The organism is Halomonas sp. MS1 (assembly GCF_024182575.1).
GTDB lineage: Bacteria > Pseudomonadota > Gammaproteobacteria > Pseudomonadales > Halomonadaceae > Vreelandella.
Genome location: NZ_CP098926.1, coordinates 1012829 through 1028225, shown reverse-complemented (window position 1 = coordinate 1028225; position 15397 = coordinate 1012829). Strand labels below are relative to the sequence as shown.

Annotated in this window: 11 protein-coding genes and 1 pseudogene; 5 read left to right on the top strand and 7 right to left on the bottom strand. The window is 57.5% G+C overall.

Features of this window, described 5'->3' with window-relative positions; translation table 11 throughout:
* The first annotated feature begins 1 nt into the window (after window position 1).
* From NF683_RS04685 to NF683_RS04665, 5 genes are all read left to right on the top strand, one after another.
* Window positions 2-1960, top strand: a complete 1959-nt coding sequence (locus NF683_RS04685; RefSeq protein ID WP_253921401.1) for a bifunctional 5-dehydro-2-deoxygluconokinase/5-dehydro-2-deoxyphosphogluconate aldolase — start codon at window positions 2-4, stop codon at window positions 1958-1960.
* A gap of 1 nt (window position 1961) precedes the next feature.
* Window positions 1962-3809 (top strand): 3D-(3,5/4)-trihydroxycyclohexane-1,2-dione acylhydrolase (decyclizing), encoded by a 1848-nt coding sequence (gene iolD, locus NF683_RS04680; protein WP_253921400.1) that lies wholly within the window; start codon window positions 1962-1964, stop codon window positions 3807-3809.
* 86 nt (window positions 3810-3895) lie between these two features.
* Window positions 3896-4798: a myo-inosose-2 dehydratase gene (gene iolE / locus NF683_RS04675; RefSeq protein ID WP_253921399.1), complete on the top strand. Its 903-nt coding sequence runs from the start codon at window positions 3896-3898 to the stop codon at window positions 4796-4798.
* A gap of 36 nt (window positions 4799-4834) precedes the next feature.
* Entirely contained in the window at window positions 4835-6337 is a 1503-nt protein-coding gene (locus NF683_RS04670; protein WP_253921398.1) for a CoA-acylating methylmalonate-semialdehyde dehydrogenase, read from the top strand.
* A 248-nt stretch (window positions 6338-6585) separates the two neighbouring features.
* Window positions 6586-7707: a Gfo/Idh/MocA family protein gene (locus tag NF683_RS04665; protein WP_253921397.1), complete on the top strand. Its 1122-nt coding sequence runs from the start codon at window positions 6586-6588 to the stop codon at window positions 7705-7707.
* A 139-nt stretch (window positions 7708-7846) separates the two neighbouring features.
* Here NF683_RS04665 and NF683_RS04660 read toward each other — a convergent pair whose 3' ends face one another.
* The 7 genes and pseudogenes from NF683_RS04660 to NF683_RS04630 form a co-directional block, all read right to left on the bottom strand.
* A complete protein-coding gene (locus tag NF683_RS04660; protein ID WP_253921396.1) occupies window positions 7847-9223 on the bottom strand; it encodes an aldehyde dehydrogenase family protein in 1377 nt (458 codons plus the stop codon).
* Window positions 9224-9583: 360 nt separating this feature from the next.
* Window positions 9584-10939 (bottom strand): magnesium transporter, encoded by a 1356-nt coding sequence (gene mgtE / locus NF683_RS04655; RefSeq protein WP_253921395.1) that lies wholly within the window; start codon window positions 10937-10939, stop codon window positions 9584-9586.
* A 229-nt stretch (window positions 10940-11168) separates the two neighbouring features.
* Window positions 11169-11543: a YbaN family protein gene (locus NF683_RS04650; protein WP_226912429.1), complete on the bottom strand. Its 375-nt coding sequence runs from the start codon at window positions 11541-11543 to the stop codon at window positions 11169-11171.
* 122 nt (window positions 11544-11665) lie between these two features.
* Window positions 11666-12367: pseudogene (locus NF683_RS04645) on the bottom strand (ATP-binding cassette domain-containing protein); the annotation flags it as partial.
* A gap of 53 nt (window positions 12368-12420) precedes the next feature.
* The gene (locus tag NF683_RS04640; protein WP_253921393.1) at window positions 12421-13461 is read right to left on the bottom strand and encodes a FecCD family ABC transporter permease; all 1041 of its coding nucleotides are present in this window, start codon (window positions 13459-13461) and stop codon (window positions 12421-12423) included.
* On the bottom strand, window positions 13458-14327 hold the full coding sequence (locus NF683_RS04635; protein WP_253921392.1) for a heme/hemin ABC transporter substrate-binding protein: 870 nt from the start codon (window positions 14325-14327) through the stop codon (window positions 13458-13460). The genes NF683_RS04640 and NF683_RS04635 overlap by 4 nt, the downstream gene beginning before the upstream one ends.
* Window positions 14324-15388 (bottom strand): ChuX/HutX family heme-like substrate-binding protein, encoded by a 1065-nt coding sequence (locus tag NF683_RS04630; RefSeq protein WP_253921391.1) that lies wholly within the window; start codon window positions 15386-15388, stop codon window positions 14324-14326. The genes NF683_RS04635 and NF683_RS04630 overlap by 4 nt, the downstream gene beginning before the upstream one ends.
* Window positions 15389-15397: the final 9 nt, after the last annotated feature.

Here is a 15397-nt window from a genome sequence, read left to right as displayed (position 1 = left end):
TATGCTGAATAACAATAGTCAACACCGGCCGCTAGATCTGATTTGCCTGGGACGTGTGGCGGTCGACCTGTACGCCGAGCAGATTGGCAGCCGTTTAGAAGACGTGGCGAGCTTTGCCAAGTACCTAGGTGGTAGCTCGGGCAATATGGCTTACGGTACCGCTCGTTTGGGATTGAAGTCTGCCATGCTCTCGCGGGTCGGCGATGAACAAATGGGCAACTTTGTTCGCGAGGAATTAGCACGAGTGGGGGTGGATACCTCCGCGCTACAAACCGACCCCGAGCGCCACACCGGCTTGGTGCTGCTGGCGTTAAAAGATCGCGAAAGCTTCCCGCTGCTATTTTACCGCCGCGACTGTGCCGATATGGCCATCGACGCCGACGCCATCGACCCTGAATTTATCGCCCGGGCCAAGGCGCTGGCGATTACCGGCACCCATCTTTCTACCGATACCACTCGCCGGGCGTGCCGCAAAGCGCTGGACGCTGCCGCCCATTATGGCGTGAAGCGAGTACTGGACATCGACTACCGCCCAGTGCTGTGGGGGCTGACCAATCCCGGCGATGGTGAAACCCGTTTTATCGCCGATGAAAAAGTCACTACAGATCTTCAACGCTGGTTGCCAGATTTTGATCTGATTGTAGGTACCGAAGAGGAGTTTCATATTGCCGGCGGCAGCACGGACACCTTAGCGGCTTTGCGCGCGGTACGTGAGGTTAGCGAAGCCACTCTGGTATGCAAGCTGGGCCCCATGGGCTGTGTCGTGTTTGAAGGCGCTATTCCTGAGCGTATTGAAGACGGCATTCTGGTCAAGGGCGTTCAGGTCGAAGTACTCAATGTGCTGGGCGCTGGCGATGCCTTTATGAGCGGGCTGCTACGTGGCTGGCTACGCAATGAACCCTGGCAAACCAGTGCCAGCTATGCCAATGCCTGTGGCGCGCTGGTGGTCTCCCGCCACGGCTGTGCCCCCGCCATGCCCACCGAAGACGAGTTATTTGATTACTTGGCGCGCCGGGATGAGGTACCCCGTCCGGATATTGATCAACGCCTAAACCATTTGCACCGCGTCACCACTCGAGTGCCCGTTCAGTGGCCCGAAGTGTTGGGATTGGCATTTGACCACCGTCGCCAACTCACCGATATGGCCCGCGAAGAGCATGCCGACAACGCGCGGCTGCCAGCACTCAAAAAACTCTTGGTCAGCGCCGCTGAAGAGGGCGCCAAGCTGGGTGGCATTTCCACTCCCGCGATTCTGGTTGATGACGTGTTGGGTCAGGACGCGCTCAATCATGCCAGTGGAAAAGGCTGGTGGATTGGACGACCGGTAGAGCTGCCGGGCTCACGCCCGCTGCGTTTCCAGCATGGCGATGACTTAGGTGCCTGCCTACGCAACTGGCCTAGAGAACAGATCATTAAATGCCTGGTGTTTTACCACCCTGACGATGAACTCTCACTGCGCCTAGAGCAGGAGGAGCGTCTGCGCCAGCTCTACCAGGCGGCCTGTGCTTATGGGCTGGAGTTGCTGATTGAGATAATCCCTCCCGCCGATATGCCAAGTGATAACACGACGCTACCGCGCAGCCTTCAGCGGCTCTACAACCTAGGCATTCGCCCAGACTGGTGGAAGCTACCCTCAATGACGGATGTGGCCTGGCAGGCGGTGGGCGAGACGATTGAGCGCGAGGATGCCTACTGCCGTGGGGTTGTACTGCTCGGGCTCGACGCCCCTATGGACGACATGAAACGCGGCTTTGAAGCAGCCGCCAATCATGCCTGCTGTAAGGGTTTCACCGTTGGCCGAACGCTATTTGCTAGTGCGAGTCGTGATTGGCTGGCCGGGCGTATCGACGACGCTAGCTTGGTAGAGCGCGTCGCCCAGAACTATGCCGAACTGATAACGGCGTGGCGGCAATTAAGGCAGGCACAGCCGCAAACGCTGGCCCATACCGAGGAGGCGTAAGATGAGTACCATTCGACTCACCATGGCCCAGGCGCTGGTTAAGTATCTCTCCGCTCAGCGTATTGATATAAATGGCCAAGAAGTGGCGCTTTTTGAGGGGGTATTTGCGATTTTTGGTCATGGCAACGTGGCGGGGTTAGGCGAAGCGCTTTACCACGTGCAAGACGAATTGCCGACCTTTCGTGCCCATAACGAACAGTCCATGGCCCACGCGGCGATCGCCTTTGCCAAGGCCAATGGCCGCCAGCGCCTAATGGCGGCGACCAGCTCCATCGGCCCAGGGGCGACCAATATGGTGACCGCCGCGGCGCTCGCTCATGCCAACCGTTTGCCGATCCTGCTGCTGCCGGGGGACACCTTTGCCACCCGCGAACCCGATCCGGTGCTGCAACAAGTGGAACATTTCGGTGACCCGACGATTAGCGTCAATGACTGTTTTCGCCCGGTATCGCGCTACTTCGACCGCATTAACCGCCCCGAGCAGCTGCTGACCAGCCTGCCCCAGGCGATTGCCACCCTGCTTGACCCTGAACACTGCGGTCCCGCGACCCTGGCGCTGCCCCAGGATGTGCAAACTTTTGCCTACGATTATCCTGCGGCATTTTTTGCCCCCAAAGTGCATCGCATTCGCCGCTCGCCGCCAGATGCTTTCGAACTTCGCCAAGCCATCGCCGCACTGCAGCAGGCTAAGCGCCCGCTGATCATTGCTGGCGGCGGCGTACATTACGCGGCTGCCTGCGACGCTTTAGCCGAATTTGCCAAAACACGCGGCATCCCGGTCGCTGAAACCCAAGCAGGCAAGGGAGCGCTGGCCGATAGCCACGCTTGCGCTGTGGGTGCCATTGGGGTGACCGGTAGTGCAGCTGCCAACCAGTTGGCGGAGCAGGCGGATGTCATTCTGGCGGTAGGCACGCGCTTGCAGGACTTTACCACTGGCTCTCGGGCGCTGTTTGAAGACAACGATAAAACACTGATCGCCCTTAACGTTGGCCGTTTCGATAGCTTGAAGCATCAAGCGTTGCCGCTTAGCTGCGATGCTTTGATCGGGCTGGAGCAACTCGACGCAGCGCTGGGCGAGTGGCGCGGTAGCGATGAATGGCGCGAACAAACTGGCACGCTCAAACGCGAATGGGCCGACATAGTGCGCCGTGTGACCGCAGATCAAGGGCTGGCGCTGCCAACCGATGCCCAGGTGATCGGTGCGGTTAATCGCCAAGCTGGCAGCGATACCACCGTGGTCTGCGCTGCCGGTGGTTTGCCCGGCGAGCTGCACAAACTCTGGCAATGTTCGGGCCCCGGCAGCTACCACGTTGAGTACGGTTTCTCCTGCATGGGCTATGAAATTGCCGGCGGGCTGGGCGTCAAGATGGCCAAACCTGACAGCGAGGTAGTGGTGATGGTCGGCGATGGCAGCTACCTGATGCACAACTCGGAGCTGGCGACCTCGGTGATGCTGGGCCACAAGCTGACAGTGGTGGTGTTGGATAACCGCGGTTATGGCTGTATCAACCGCTTGCAGCACGCCACCGGCGGCGCGGGGTTTAACAACCTGCTGCAAGATTGCCGCACCGTCGAGGCTGGTGCACCGAAAACCGATTTTGCCGCCCACGCTAAAGCGTTGGGCTGTGAGTCTGAATCAGTCACCGGCATTGCGGAACTGGAGCAGGCGCTGGTGCGCGCTCGCAGCGCCTCCTCGACCTATGTGATTGCTCTGGATACTGACCCACTGCCCAGTACCCAGGAAGGCGGTGCCTGGTGGGAAGTAGCCGTGCCCGAGGTCTCCGAGCGTGAAGCGGTCAATAAAGCCTATCAAGGTTACCGCGAGGCTAAGCAGCGCCAAGCCCGCTAATCGAATACAGAACATCAGAGAGTCGGCGATAGGGTAAAGCGCCCTAACGCCAAAAATACTCAGACAAAAATGACAAGGAATACGCTATGCCGACGGTTACTTTAGGCATCAATCCGCTCACCTGGACCAACGATGACTTGCCCAGCCTGGGTGGCGCAACACCGCTGGAAACCTGTTTGAAAGAGGGGCGCGAGGCAGGCTTTAGTGGTTTTGAATTAGGTAACAAGTTTCCCCGCACGCCCGACGCCTTGAATCAGGTGCTTAGCGCCCACGACTTGGCGCTTGTGTCGGGCTGGTACTCTGCGCAGCTGTTGGAGCGCACGCCTGAAGAAGAGATTGAGGCTATTCAGGATCACATGAACCTGCTCAAGCAGTGCGGCGCTAAGGTGATGGTGCTATGTGAAGTTACCCACTGTGTACACGGCGATCAGGAGCGTCCGCTCTCCCAGCGTCCGCATCTTTCCGGGCAACAGTGGCAGCGCCTGCTGCATGGCTTGGAGGTGGTGGGTGACTACCTGAAATCCCAGGGCATTCAACTGGTATATCACCACCACCTGGGCACGGTGATCGAAAGCCAGGCCGACGTTGAACGCTTAATGGATTACACCGGCGAAGGCGTGGGGCTACTGCTTGATTTTGGTCATCTGCGCGGTGCAGGCGGCGACCCGCTCGCCATCGCCAAACGCTACAGCCAACGTATCCACCATGTGCACTGCAAAGACCTGCGCTTTCCGGTGCTGGACGCAGTGCGCAACCGCGACAAAAGCTTTTTAAACGGCGTGCTAGACGGCCTGTTTACGGTGCCGGGGGATGGCGATGTAGATTTTCTGCCCGCCTTAACCCACCTGTGCGAACAGGGCTACCAGGGTTGGTTAGTGGTTGAAGCCGAACAAGACCCCGAAGTCGCCCATCCGTTGACCTATGCTCGCCTGGGGTATCGCAACTTGCGCCAACTTGCCGAGCAGGCAGGTTTCGACATTGCCAGCTAAACAGTGCCAGTCGCCGCCTTTTAATCAGGAGCTTGTATGAAGACGTTATCCCATTATCTTAATGGTGAGTTCTCCACCGGTCAGAGCCAGCGCACTGCGCCGGTTTATAATCCGGCCACCGGCGAACAAAGCGCCCAGGTAGCGCTAGCCACCGCCGATGAAACTCGTGAAGCCGTGCGCATCGCCGACGAAGCCTTTGCCGGCTGGTCAAAAGTCTCGCCGCTAAAGCGCTCGCGCATCTTGTTTAAATTTAAAGCGCTGGTCGAGGAGCACACCGATGAGCTGGCGCGACTTATCTCCAGCGAACACGGCAAGGTGTTTTCAGACGCCAAAGGCGAAGTGACCCGCGGCCTGGAAGTGGTTGAGTTTGCCTGCGGCATTCCCCACCTGCAGAAGGGCGAGCACTCCATGAACGTCGGCACCGGCGTTGATAGTTACTCGATGATGCAGCCGCTGGGCGTGTGCGCCGGTATCTCGCCGTTCAACTTCCCCGCCATGGTGCCCATGTGGATGTTCCCCATCGCTTTGGCCTGCGGCAACACTTTCGTCATGAAGCCTTCGGAAAAAGATCCCTCCACGCCGCTGCGCTTAGCCGAGCTGCTTAAAGAGGCGGGCCTTCCGGATGGTGTCTTTAATGTCGTTAATGGTGATAAAGAAGCCGTCGATGTGCTGCTCACCGATGAGCGTGTTCAGGCGGTAAGTTTTGTGGGTTCCACCCCCATCGCCGAGTACATCTACGCTACGGCGTCAGCACATGGCAAGCGTGTTCAGGCGCTGGGCGGAGCTAAAAACCATATGGTGATTATGCCTGATGCGGATCTCGATCAAGCCGTGGGTGCCTTGATGGGCGCGGCTTATGGCTCAGCAGGCGAGCGCTGCATGGCGATTTCCGTTGCTGTACCCGTGGGCGAAGATACCGCCAACCGCCTGCGTGAAAAACTGGTGGCTGAACTGGATAAGCTGACGGTCGGGCCTGGCCTGGTTGATGGTCCTGATAACGATATGGGGCCGCTGATCACCCGCGAGCATCGCGATAAGGTGGCGGACTATATTCAGGTTGGTGTGGATGAAGGCGCAGAGCTTGTGGTCGACGGTCGCCAGACAACGGTTGATGGCGCAGGTGATGGCTACTTTATTGGCGGCACTCTGTTCGATCATGTGACGCCAAAAATGCGTATTCACTCCGAGGAGATCTTTGGCCCGGTGTTGGCGATTGCTCGCGTAGCCAGCTTCGACGAAGCGGTCAGCATGATCAACGCTCATGAATACGGCAACGGCACGGCAATCTTTACCCGCGATGGCGATGCGGCGCGTCAGTACTGCGAGCAGATCCAGGTCGGTATGGTCGGCGTTAACGTACCTATCCCGGTACCCATGGCGTTCCACAGCTTTGGCGGTTGGAAGCGCTCGCTGTTTGGCCCGCTGCATATGCACGGCCCCGACGGCGTGCGTTTCTACACTCGCATGAAAACCATCACCCAGCGCTGGCCCAGCGGCATTCGTGAAGAGACCAACCACTTCACCATGCCGACCATGTAAGCAGTCTATGGGGCACGACATCATTCAACGCCGGGCCCAGCCCGGCGTTATTGTTTTAAAACCGGCCAGTGTATCAGGTGATGAGGGCAGGTTTCCGCGAGGGCGCTGTGAACCCGTCCATGGGCGCTACTTTCGCCATCCATGGCGAAAGACCCTCGCTTCAACCTGCCCTCACACCCCTTCATCGAGTGTTTGTAAAAGCAATTATTTTTTTACCGGCAATTAACTTGTTAACAGGGATAACCACAATGAAAACCCTCAAGATTGGCCTGATCGGCACTGGTTTTATGGGTAAAGCCCACGCCATTGCCTTTAATGCAGCATCCAGTGTTTTTGAACTGCCTGCCAAGCCCGTTTGCGAACTGCTGGCGGATGTCGACCTTGCCACTGCGGAGAGCCGAGCACGTGCCTGGGGATTTGCTCGCGCCACCGATGACTGGCGCGCCCTGGTGGCCGACAGTGACGTGGACGTGGTGGATATCTGCGCGCCTAACTTTCTGCATAAAGAGATGGCGCTGGCCGCCATTGCCGCTGGTAAGCATGTTTACGCCGAAAAACCGCTGGCGTTGAGCACGGCAGACGCCGACGAGATGGTCGCCGCGGCTGAAAAAGCGGGCGTCAAAACTCTGGTGGGCTTTAACTATATTCGCAATTCCGCCACCCAGTTGGCTCGTCAGATTGTCGCCAGCGGTGAAATTGGTGAGCTGATTCACTTTCGTGGGCGGCACAACGAGGATTACCTGCTCGACCCGGAAAAGCCCCACGACTGGCATACCAAGCGGGCGACCGCAGGGGCCGGTGCGTTAGGTGATGTGGGCTCGCATATCCTCAATATGGCCGAATTTTTAACCGGGCAGCGGATTAGCGAGGTTTGCGGCCAGCTACAGACTGTCATCCCCTCTCGGCCCAATGCCGACGGCAGCGGTATGGACGCGGTGGAAAACGACGATCAGGCCCAGGCCATGCTGCGGTTTGATAAAGGATTAATCGGCAATATCGAAACGTCTCGGGTGGCGGCTGGTCGCAAAATGGGCTTGGCCTACACGCTAACGGGCACCAAAGGCGCCGTTGTGTTTGATCAAGAGCGCATGAGCGAGCTGCAGCTGTATCGCCACGGTGATGCCCACGGCAGGCGTGGGTTCACTACGCTGTTAGCCGGCCCTGAACACCCCGACTATGCCGCGTTCAGTCCCGCGCCGGGGCATGGTCTGGGCTATAACGACCAGAAAATTATCGAGGTGCGTGATCTGGTCGAAGGTATCATTAACGATCTTCCCCTCTATCCAGACTTCCGCGAAGCGGCACGGGTGAATCGATTGATAGATGCCATCGAAGCGTCAGATCAGACGGGGCAGTGGGTGCAAGTCTAATATCAGCAGCCCCGTGCCTGATGATGCCGATGGATAAAGGCGTACTTCACTTCAGGCTTTTCGCACAGTACACCGCGGCGGCCCCTCCAGTTGCAACGCTACAAATAACAACTAACAGGACAAGGCCGCTAAGGATCTGTCAGGAAAACGGAGCCAACATCGCGCTAATATCTTTACCCTCATAGGGCGGATAGACATCGACGGTCTTGTCGGCGGGCGAGATCAAAAGCGACTTAGCGTTGCTGAGTGCATCGAACCCCGCCTTGCCGTAATATTTCCCCATTCCCGAATTGCCGACCCCGCCGAAGGGCAGCGAGCCGACCCAGCAATGCAGATTGGTCAGGTTTACGCAACCGCCGCCGAAGGACACTGACTGAAGAAAGTGCTCGATCGTCGCTTCATCGCGGCTGAAGATATAGGCGGCCAGCGGTTTGTCTCTTGTCTTCAGCATTTCGATCAGCGTGGCCATGTCGCCGTAGCGCAGGATTGGCAGCACCGGACCAAACACCTCCTGCTGCATCGCTGGGTCCGACCAATCGGAAGGATAAAGCAGGGTGGGCTCGACGTAGCGGGCAGGCACATCGAAGCGGCCCCCGAGTACGGTTTTGTCCGGCAGGATATAGGAGGCAACGCGCTGCGCATCTTTCTCGCTGATCATGCGCGCGAAGTCAGGGCTTTGCGACGGATCGGCCCCGTACATGCGCGTGATCGCCGCTTTCAGTTTCTCGACAAAAATGTCTGCGACACTATCATGTACGCAGACGAAACCGGGTGCGATGCACCATTGACCCGAGATCGCGTTATGCCCCCAGGCGATGGCGTCAGCGGCGCGATCAAGGTCTGCGGTCTCGTCGACGATGGTCGGGTTCTGTCCACCCAGTTCCAGAATCACAGGTGTTAGGTGCTCGGCAGCCGCCCGCATGACGACTTTGCCCACCGCCGAACTGCCGGTGAAGAAGATAAAGTCGAAGGGCAATTCCAGCAGCGCTGAGATCTCCTCGCGTCCACCAGTGACCACGGAAACGTCTTCGGGCTCGAAATATTGCGGCACCAGTTCCGCGAAGAGCGCAGCCGTTGCTGGCGTGGTGTTGGCCGGTTTCAGGATCACGGGATTGCCCGCTGCCAGCGCCGCGATGGCCGGATCGAGCAACAGGAGGATCGGCGCATTGAATGGCCCGATCACCAGTGTCACGCCGAAGGGTTCACGTCGGATCACACCGCGCTGGCCGAGCTTTGCCAGCCCCTCAGGGATTTCGACCTCTTCCGGTGCCATCAGCCGGTCCAGATTGTCGCGATAATAGGCGATATTTCCCATCGGCACCGTGATCTCGAACTGCTGTTCGAACGGCGGCTTGCCGAAATCTTGATGAAGTGCCGCACACCAGCGTTCGCGATGTTCAAGCAGCATGCGCTCCATTCTCGCGAGCTGATCTAGCCGCCAGTCGCGTGATTTCGTGCGGTCGCTGAGAAAAGCTGTTTTCTGGCGGTGGAATAGCGTCTCATACGGATTGTTCATATGTCCGGTTCCCCATTAGCGTGCAGATGTTAGCGGTCGTTCACTCGACTTCATCCAGTGCTTCGAGCACCAGTTCAGCTGTCATACCGCTGCTGTACTGTTGTTGTCCGGTGAAGTCGGTCTATTTATTTCCTTCGTTCTTTCCCTCGGCCAGCAGCTTTCCGTTCGACAGTTGTGCCCTGAGCATTGGCATCTTGTTTAAAAGATGGCTCGCTCATCAGAATCGCCCTATTGCCTGATTCCCTGCGCTATCCGGAGCCGTGCCGCACATAGCAGAAATATATGGGCACCTTCTCCAAGTCAAGCGGTGCTTAGCGATTTCTCCTTTCAAGTGTTGCAGTGCCCGCCAGGGGCACATGGTTATAGGATGATTAAAGTAGCTAACCCCAAGAACGACATAAAGCCGACCACATCGGTAACGGTGGTTAAGATGACGGCACCTGATAATGCGGGGTCTATTTGTAACCTTTTCAACACTAAGGGAATCAGCACGCCTGATAAGTTCGCTAGGCTCATATTCACAAAGATGGCCAGCGTAATCACCAGCGTAATCAGCGGATCGCCGAACCACAGGTAGGAAATACCACCGACGACGAGTGCCCACACCAAGCCGTTACTCATCCCCACCCACAGTTCTTTGTTATAGAGCCACTGTTTGTTATTACCGGCGAGCTGGCCGAGCGCTAGGCCGCGTATCACTACCGTGAGGGTTTGGCTGCCCGCAATCCCGCCCATACTCGCGACCACCGGCATCAGGATGGCTAGCGCTACAATTTGATCCAGGACCTCTTCAAACTGCCCAATTACGAAGGCCGCTAAAAATGCAGTGAGCAGGTTAATGCCCAGCCAAATGCCGCGGCTCTTTGCACTGCGGAGTATCGGAGTGAAGACTTCTTCTTCGTCGCTGACGCCCGACATGTGCTTTAACGTCATGTCAGCATCATCTTGGGTGATTTCTAATACATCAGCGGCGTTCAACTGGCCCACTAACAGCCCGTCGCTATCGCAAACCGGAACAAAAGGCAGCTCTTTAGAGCGGAGCAGTGCGGCAGCCTCGCTTACCTTCATCTGGTCATTGAGTGTGAAGGGGGCAACCATGTACTCATCAACGACGCTCTCCTGTGGTTGTTTGACTAGATCAATGAGCGTCAGCGTGCCCAACAGGCGCTTATCCTTGTCGGTAATCATGATCTGTTGCGATTCATCATCCAACAGCTGATGAATACGGATATAGCGCTGTACGGCTTCCAGCGATACGCCCTGTTTTACATTAACCGTTTCTGGGTCCATGTAACGGCCGACCACGTCATCTTCATAAGAATGCAGGTTCTCAACTTGGGCGCGGATCTCTTGATCTAAGCTGGCATAGACGGTCGTTTTGATCTCTTCGTCGGCGACGTCGAGAACTTCAGCCACTTCCTGGGCATCTAGGCCTCTAACGATTTTTTCTACATCGCTGGCAGAAAGGTCTTCAATGTAGTCGGCACGAATATCTTCATCGACTTCGGCGAGTACTTCGCCGAGCAGTGCTTCAGGAATGTACTCCCACAATCGGTCGCGAGTTTTGGTTGGAAAAGACTCGAGCGTGCGCGCAATCGATAAAATATCGAGTTCAGTAAACAGCTCGCTTAGGGCGGCGGTATCTTCCTCATCTAACCGTTTTTGAAGATAGAGCAGTTGCTCCTCTGAATTTGTGTATTTTTCCTCATCGCGCATAGAGCCCGTCCTTATTGGAAGCTTAGTGTTAAAAGCTTAGTGTTAAAGAAGTGCAAACTCCTGGCGGCTCGCTTTATGAATGTTATAGACAGGTAGGGTTGAAAGCCATGGCGGTACTGTGATGCAAGCACACGATATACCAGCCCATATCGAGCCCATATCGAGCCCAAGCAGCGCTACAGCTGGAAGTGGCGATCACTTCACTAAACGATGAACTATTCAGTCACACTTAGCTATGAGACGAAGGCTCTGGCCGGGTAGCCAGCCAAAGGGCAATCAGCATTAGTAGGGCCACCACTGCCCCGCTTAACCAGCCAGGCCCGAGTGACCAAACGGTGATTACGGCACTCAACGCTATCGTGCAAACGGCAAAAATCTTAGCGCGCTTGGGTATGGCGCGCTCTTGTTCCCAGGTAACCAGCAGTGGCCCGACATAGTGGCGGGAGCGAATCCAGGCTTCAAAACGTGGAGACCCCCTTGAGGCACAGTAAATAGCGATTAGCATAAACACGGTGGTCGGCAATAGGGGCAGAAAAATGCCTAATACGCCGATGCTAAAACTCATCCCTGCCAGCATTACCCACATGAGGCTGATCAGTCTCATTCTTGCTCCCCAATTGGCACACGGTAATGCATATATTGCCCGTTACGTATGGGATAAGTATGGACTTATATGAAGGCTTTGCCACTCTGCGGGATAGAGCTCGTTGGCTGCTGACCGTTATCTTAAGGCGTTAGGGCGAGAAGAGGGGCTGCAGCGTTACTGCTATTGATAGGCAGCAGCTCTACGTCATAAACCTCCGCGATGGTGGCGGGGGCAAGCACTAGGGCGGGCGAGCCGTGAGCAATACGCTGACCTTGATGTAATAGCCAGACCCGGTCGGCGTAGGTGCTGGCGAGGTTGAGGTCGTGCAGCACGCAGACAATCGCCATGCGGTGCCGTTCTGCCCAGGCGCGTAGTTGACGCATTAAGCGCTGCTGCTGGCCGATATCGAGTGCGCTAGTGGGTTCATCCAGCAGTAAAAGCCCGCCATCTTTGGCGGTAGGTGAGCGCCGTGAGAGTAGCTGGCAGGCACCTCGTGCAATCATTACCCGTTGGCGTTCGCCGCCAGAGAGTGAAAGTACGCTGCGTTTAGCTAAATGCGTCAGATCTAGGTCATGCAGCAGTTCCGCAATCAGTGCGTTGCTGGGGTTGCTGCCCAAGCTCACCAGCTCAAAGGTTTGCCAATCAAAGCCGGGCAATTCTTGCTGGGCGACCAGCGCCCGGCGATTGGCAAGCTCGTTGATTGGCCACTCACTCAGGCGTTTTCCATCCAGATGTAGCTCGCCCTGTTCACAGGGGCGAAATCCCGACAGCATGCTGAGTAGTGTGCTTTTGCCCGCGCCGTTGGGGCCAACAATGGCGAGTAGCTCACCAGGGCGAAGGGTGCCGTCCAGCGGCGCGATTGAGGGCGTGGTGGTAAAACCCGCCTGATGTAGAGTTAGCATGCCCGGTTCCGACGCATTAGCAGGTAAAGAAAATAGGGGCCGCCCAGTAGGCTGGTTAATAGCCCGACGGGAATTTCGGCAGGGGCACCGAGGGTGCGTGCCAGGGTATCGGCCACCACTAGCAGTAGTGCACCGCCTAACATAGAGGCGGGTAGCAGCAGGCGATGGCCAGGCCCGAGCCAAAGTCGCAGGCAGTGGGGGACGAGCAAACCAAGAAAGCCAATCACGCCGGTAAGTGCGACGCACAGCCCTACACCCAGCGAGGTAGCAACGACCATGCGGCGTTTTAAGCGCGTTGCATCCAGGCCTGCCGCATGGGCGGTAGATTCGCCTAGCTGAAGTAAGTCAAGCTCACGAGCGCTGCGTATTAACAGCCATAGGGCAAAAGCAATCAGGGCAAGGGCTACGGCGGTGGTGCGCCACAAAGCGTTGGTAAGCGTGCCCATTCCCCATAAGCTGAGCTGACGAAGTTGATCGTCGCTGGCAATAAACGCTAGTACGCCGCCTCCAGCGCCTGCTAACGTGTTGATTGCTAAGCCTGCTAGCAGCAGTGACATGACGGCGGCACTGCCACCCCCTTGGCGCTTGGCAATGCCAAACACCACTAAGCAAACACTAAGCGCACCGAGAAAGCCCGCTGCAAACTGGCCATAGAGGCTACCGGCAGCGCTGTCCTGAAATAGCACAATCCAAAGTGCTACAAATAGCCCTGCACCACTGGCAAGGCCTAATAGCGTTGGGTCGGCCAATGGGTTTCTAAATAGCCCCTGCATGGCGGCACCACTGCCCGCCAGCATCGCCCCCACGGCAACCCCCAGGAGCAGGCGCGGTAGGCGTAGCTGCCACCACACTTGGATACTGAGCTCATCTGCGCTGCCATTAACGAGTGCCCAGGGCGACACACCTAACGCGCCTGAAGCAGCACCCCAGCCAAGGGCGATCAATAACGCCAGGGTAAGGCCACTTAACACTCGTGCTGTTCGACTAAGCGGTAACAAGGGGCGATAACGATCATGGGAAGCGCTGGTGATCATCGGCTGACCTGCTCTGTGCCAAGCAGTGCTTCAATGTTCTGGCGCAAGGTAAATAGCTGCTCAGGCGTGCGAGGGCCAAAACCGAGCAGGGCCTGATCATCAATCACAATAAGCCGCTGTTCGCGTCCTGCGGGCGTTAAGCGCATACCCGGTAACTGCCATAGCGCGTTTTCACCGCCCAGCGCGTCTAACCCCCGTTGGGACATAATCACCAGTGCGGGTGCTTCTTTTGCCAGCGCCTCTGCCGCAACGCTTTGATAGCCCGCCATATCGCCAAAAGCATTGTCGAGGCCAACGGCATCCAAGGCTATATGGGCGGCGGTGCCGCTGCCGGCAACCCGCGGTGTTAGGCCACTATGGTGAAGAATAAACATCGCACGTGTATCCGGCAGCGGGGGAAGAGCCGCCAAGCGCTCAAGCGTCGCGGTGAGTGAGGTTGCCAACTCGTCACCTCTTTGTTGGCGTTGCGTGTGCTGAGCCACCGTGCGGACTTTCTCGGCAATCGAGGACAGGTCAGCAGGGGCATCAATCACATCAACCGTTACGCCCACGGCCTCTAGCTGTTCCAACACCTCTTTCGGGCCGGAATGTCCCGCTGCTAACACACGGTCCGGCGCCACTGAGAGGACGCTTTCTGCCGACAGCTGGCGCAGATAGCCTACCGAGGGCAGTGCGGCCATTTCGGGCGGGTGGAGCACCGTATCATCGCGGGCAACGATCTCGATATCCGCGTCAAGCGCGGCGATGGTTTCAGCGATATCGCCGCCCAAAATGACCCAGCGTTCGTTGGCTAGCGCCCCGCCAGTGGTTAACCAGCCAATCAGTAGCGCGGCAAGCGAGTGGCGTGCGAAGCGTGTGACATTCATGCCACGGCCTCTTGGTTGCCGAGTTCATTCAGCAACTGCCGCCACTCGGGCCGCTCCACGCGACCTTCCTGGCGCTCAGCGTAAATTTGCAGCACGAAAGAACCCTCTGCATCAAAGGCTTCTACACTGGTGACGCCACCGTCGCGGTTAGGCTTGCTGACCTGCCACACTTGCTCAATGGCAGTGTCATTAAGGTGCAGCGTGAACTGCTCGCCAAACAGGTTCAGCCAGCCGCGGGCGCGCTGAGGTTCAGGTAGTGTGCCAGTGCGAATTTGCACGCAGCCAGGACTGGCCACGAACAGCATCAGTGGCAGTGCGCGCTGACTTGCTTTGGTTAACAGGTTTTCCAGGGCATCGACGGGCAGCGCGCGAGTATAACGGCCTTCCATTAGCTGGTTGGCTTCCAGACGCTCTAGATGGTGGCGCTGAAGCAGGGCGAAAAATTGGTGCACATCACGCATCGCCGCCCATTCGCTGGCGAGTGTCGGCGCTTCAGGAAGCGCACGCTTTAAGCGGGGCGCGCTTTGGGTAAACGCGGGGGTATCTAGGGTGCCTAGGGCAGCTAATGCGCCCCATGGGCGGGGCAGCGGATTTTCCAGCGCAAAGCTTTTGTGAATGGCACAGCCATGCTGATTGAAAATTTGCAGGCTCCAGCGCCACTGGCCTTGTTCACTCTCCGTTGGCAGGGGGGCATGAATAGGGTCGCGGATTAGGCAAGCCCAGTGCCAATGGGAATACAGCAACCGTAAATCTAGGCCGCCTGGGTCAAGCAGCAAGCCGGTTTGCGGCCCGCCGTCTAGGTCAGGGTAATCACCGGTTTGCTCAAGCACGGCTAAACGGGAGCGGGTGAGCGCTTTGACTCGGCCTAACAGGGGGAGGCGCGCCGCAAGGTCTTTCGGCGCGAGGGGCAGCGTCCATACGTCACGGCCTAAGCGCGCGGCCTGAAGTTCGCCTTCACTGATTGATAAGCGCTCGGCAATATCAATCGCTGGCAGGCGAGGCTGTGCTGCTCGTGCTGCGTCAAAGGCTTCAAGAATTGCGATCTGCTGGGACTCAATCATACGTCACCT

Bases quoted from the DNA above. Each gene is read 5' to 3' on its own strand.
- NF683_RS04685 (WP_253921401.1), top strand. From the start codon at position 2: ATGCTGAATAACAATAGTCAACACCGGCCGCTAGATCTGATTTGCCTG.
- iolD (WP_253921400.1), top strand. From the start codon at position 1,962: ATGAGTACCATTCGACTCACCATGGCCCAGGCGCTGGTTAAGTATCTC.
- iolE (WP_253921399.1), top strand. From the start codon at position 3,896: ATGCCGACGGTTACTTTAGGCATCAATCCGCTCACCTGGACCAACGAT.
- NF683_RS04670 (WP_253921398.1), top strand. From the start codon at position 4,835: ATGAAGACGTTATCCCATTATCTTAATGGTGAGTTCTCCACCGGTCAG.
- NF683_RS04665 (WP_253921397.1), top strand. From the start codon at position 6,586: ATGAAAACCCTCAAGATTGGCCTGATCGGCACTGGTTTTATGGGTAAA.
- NF683_RS04660 (WP_253921396.1), bottom strand. From the start codon at position 9,223: ATGAACAATCCGTATGAGACGCTATTCCACCGCCAGAAAACAGCTTTT.
- mgtE (WP_253921395.1), bottom strand. From the start codon at position 10,939: ATGCGCGATGAGGAAAAATACACAAATTCAGAGGAGCAACTGCTCTAT.
- NF683_RS04650 (WP_226912429.1), bottom strand. From the start codon at position 11,543: ATGAGACTGATCAGCCTCATGTGGGTAATGCTGGCAGGGATGAGTTTT.
- NF683_RS04640 (WP_253921393.1), bottom strand. From the start codon at position 13,461: ATGATCACCAGCGCTTCCCATGATCGTTATCGCCCCTTGTTACCGCTT.
- NF683_RS04635 (WP_253921392.1), bottom strand. From the start codon at position 14,327: ATGAATGTCACACGCTTCGCACGCCACTCGCTTGCCGCGCTACTGATT.
- NF683_RS04630 (WP_253921391.1), bottom strand. From the start codon at position 15,388: ATGATTGAGTCCCAGCAGATCGCAATTCTTGAAGCCTTTGACGCAGCA.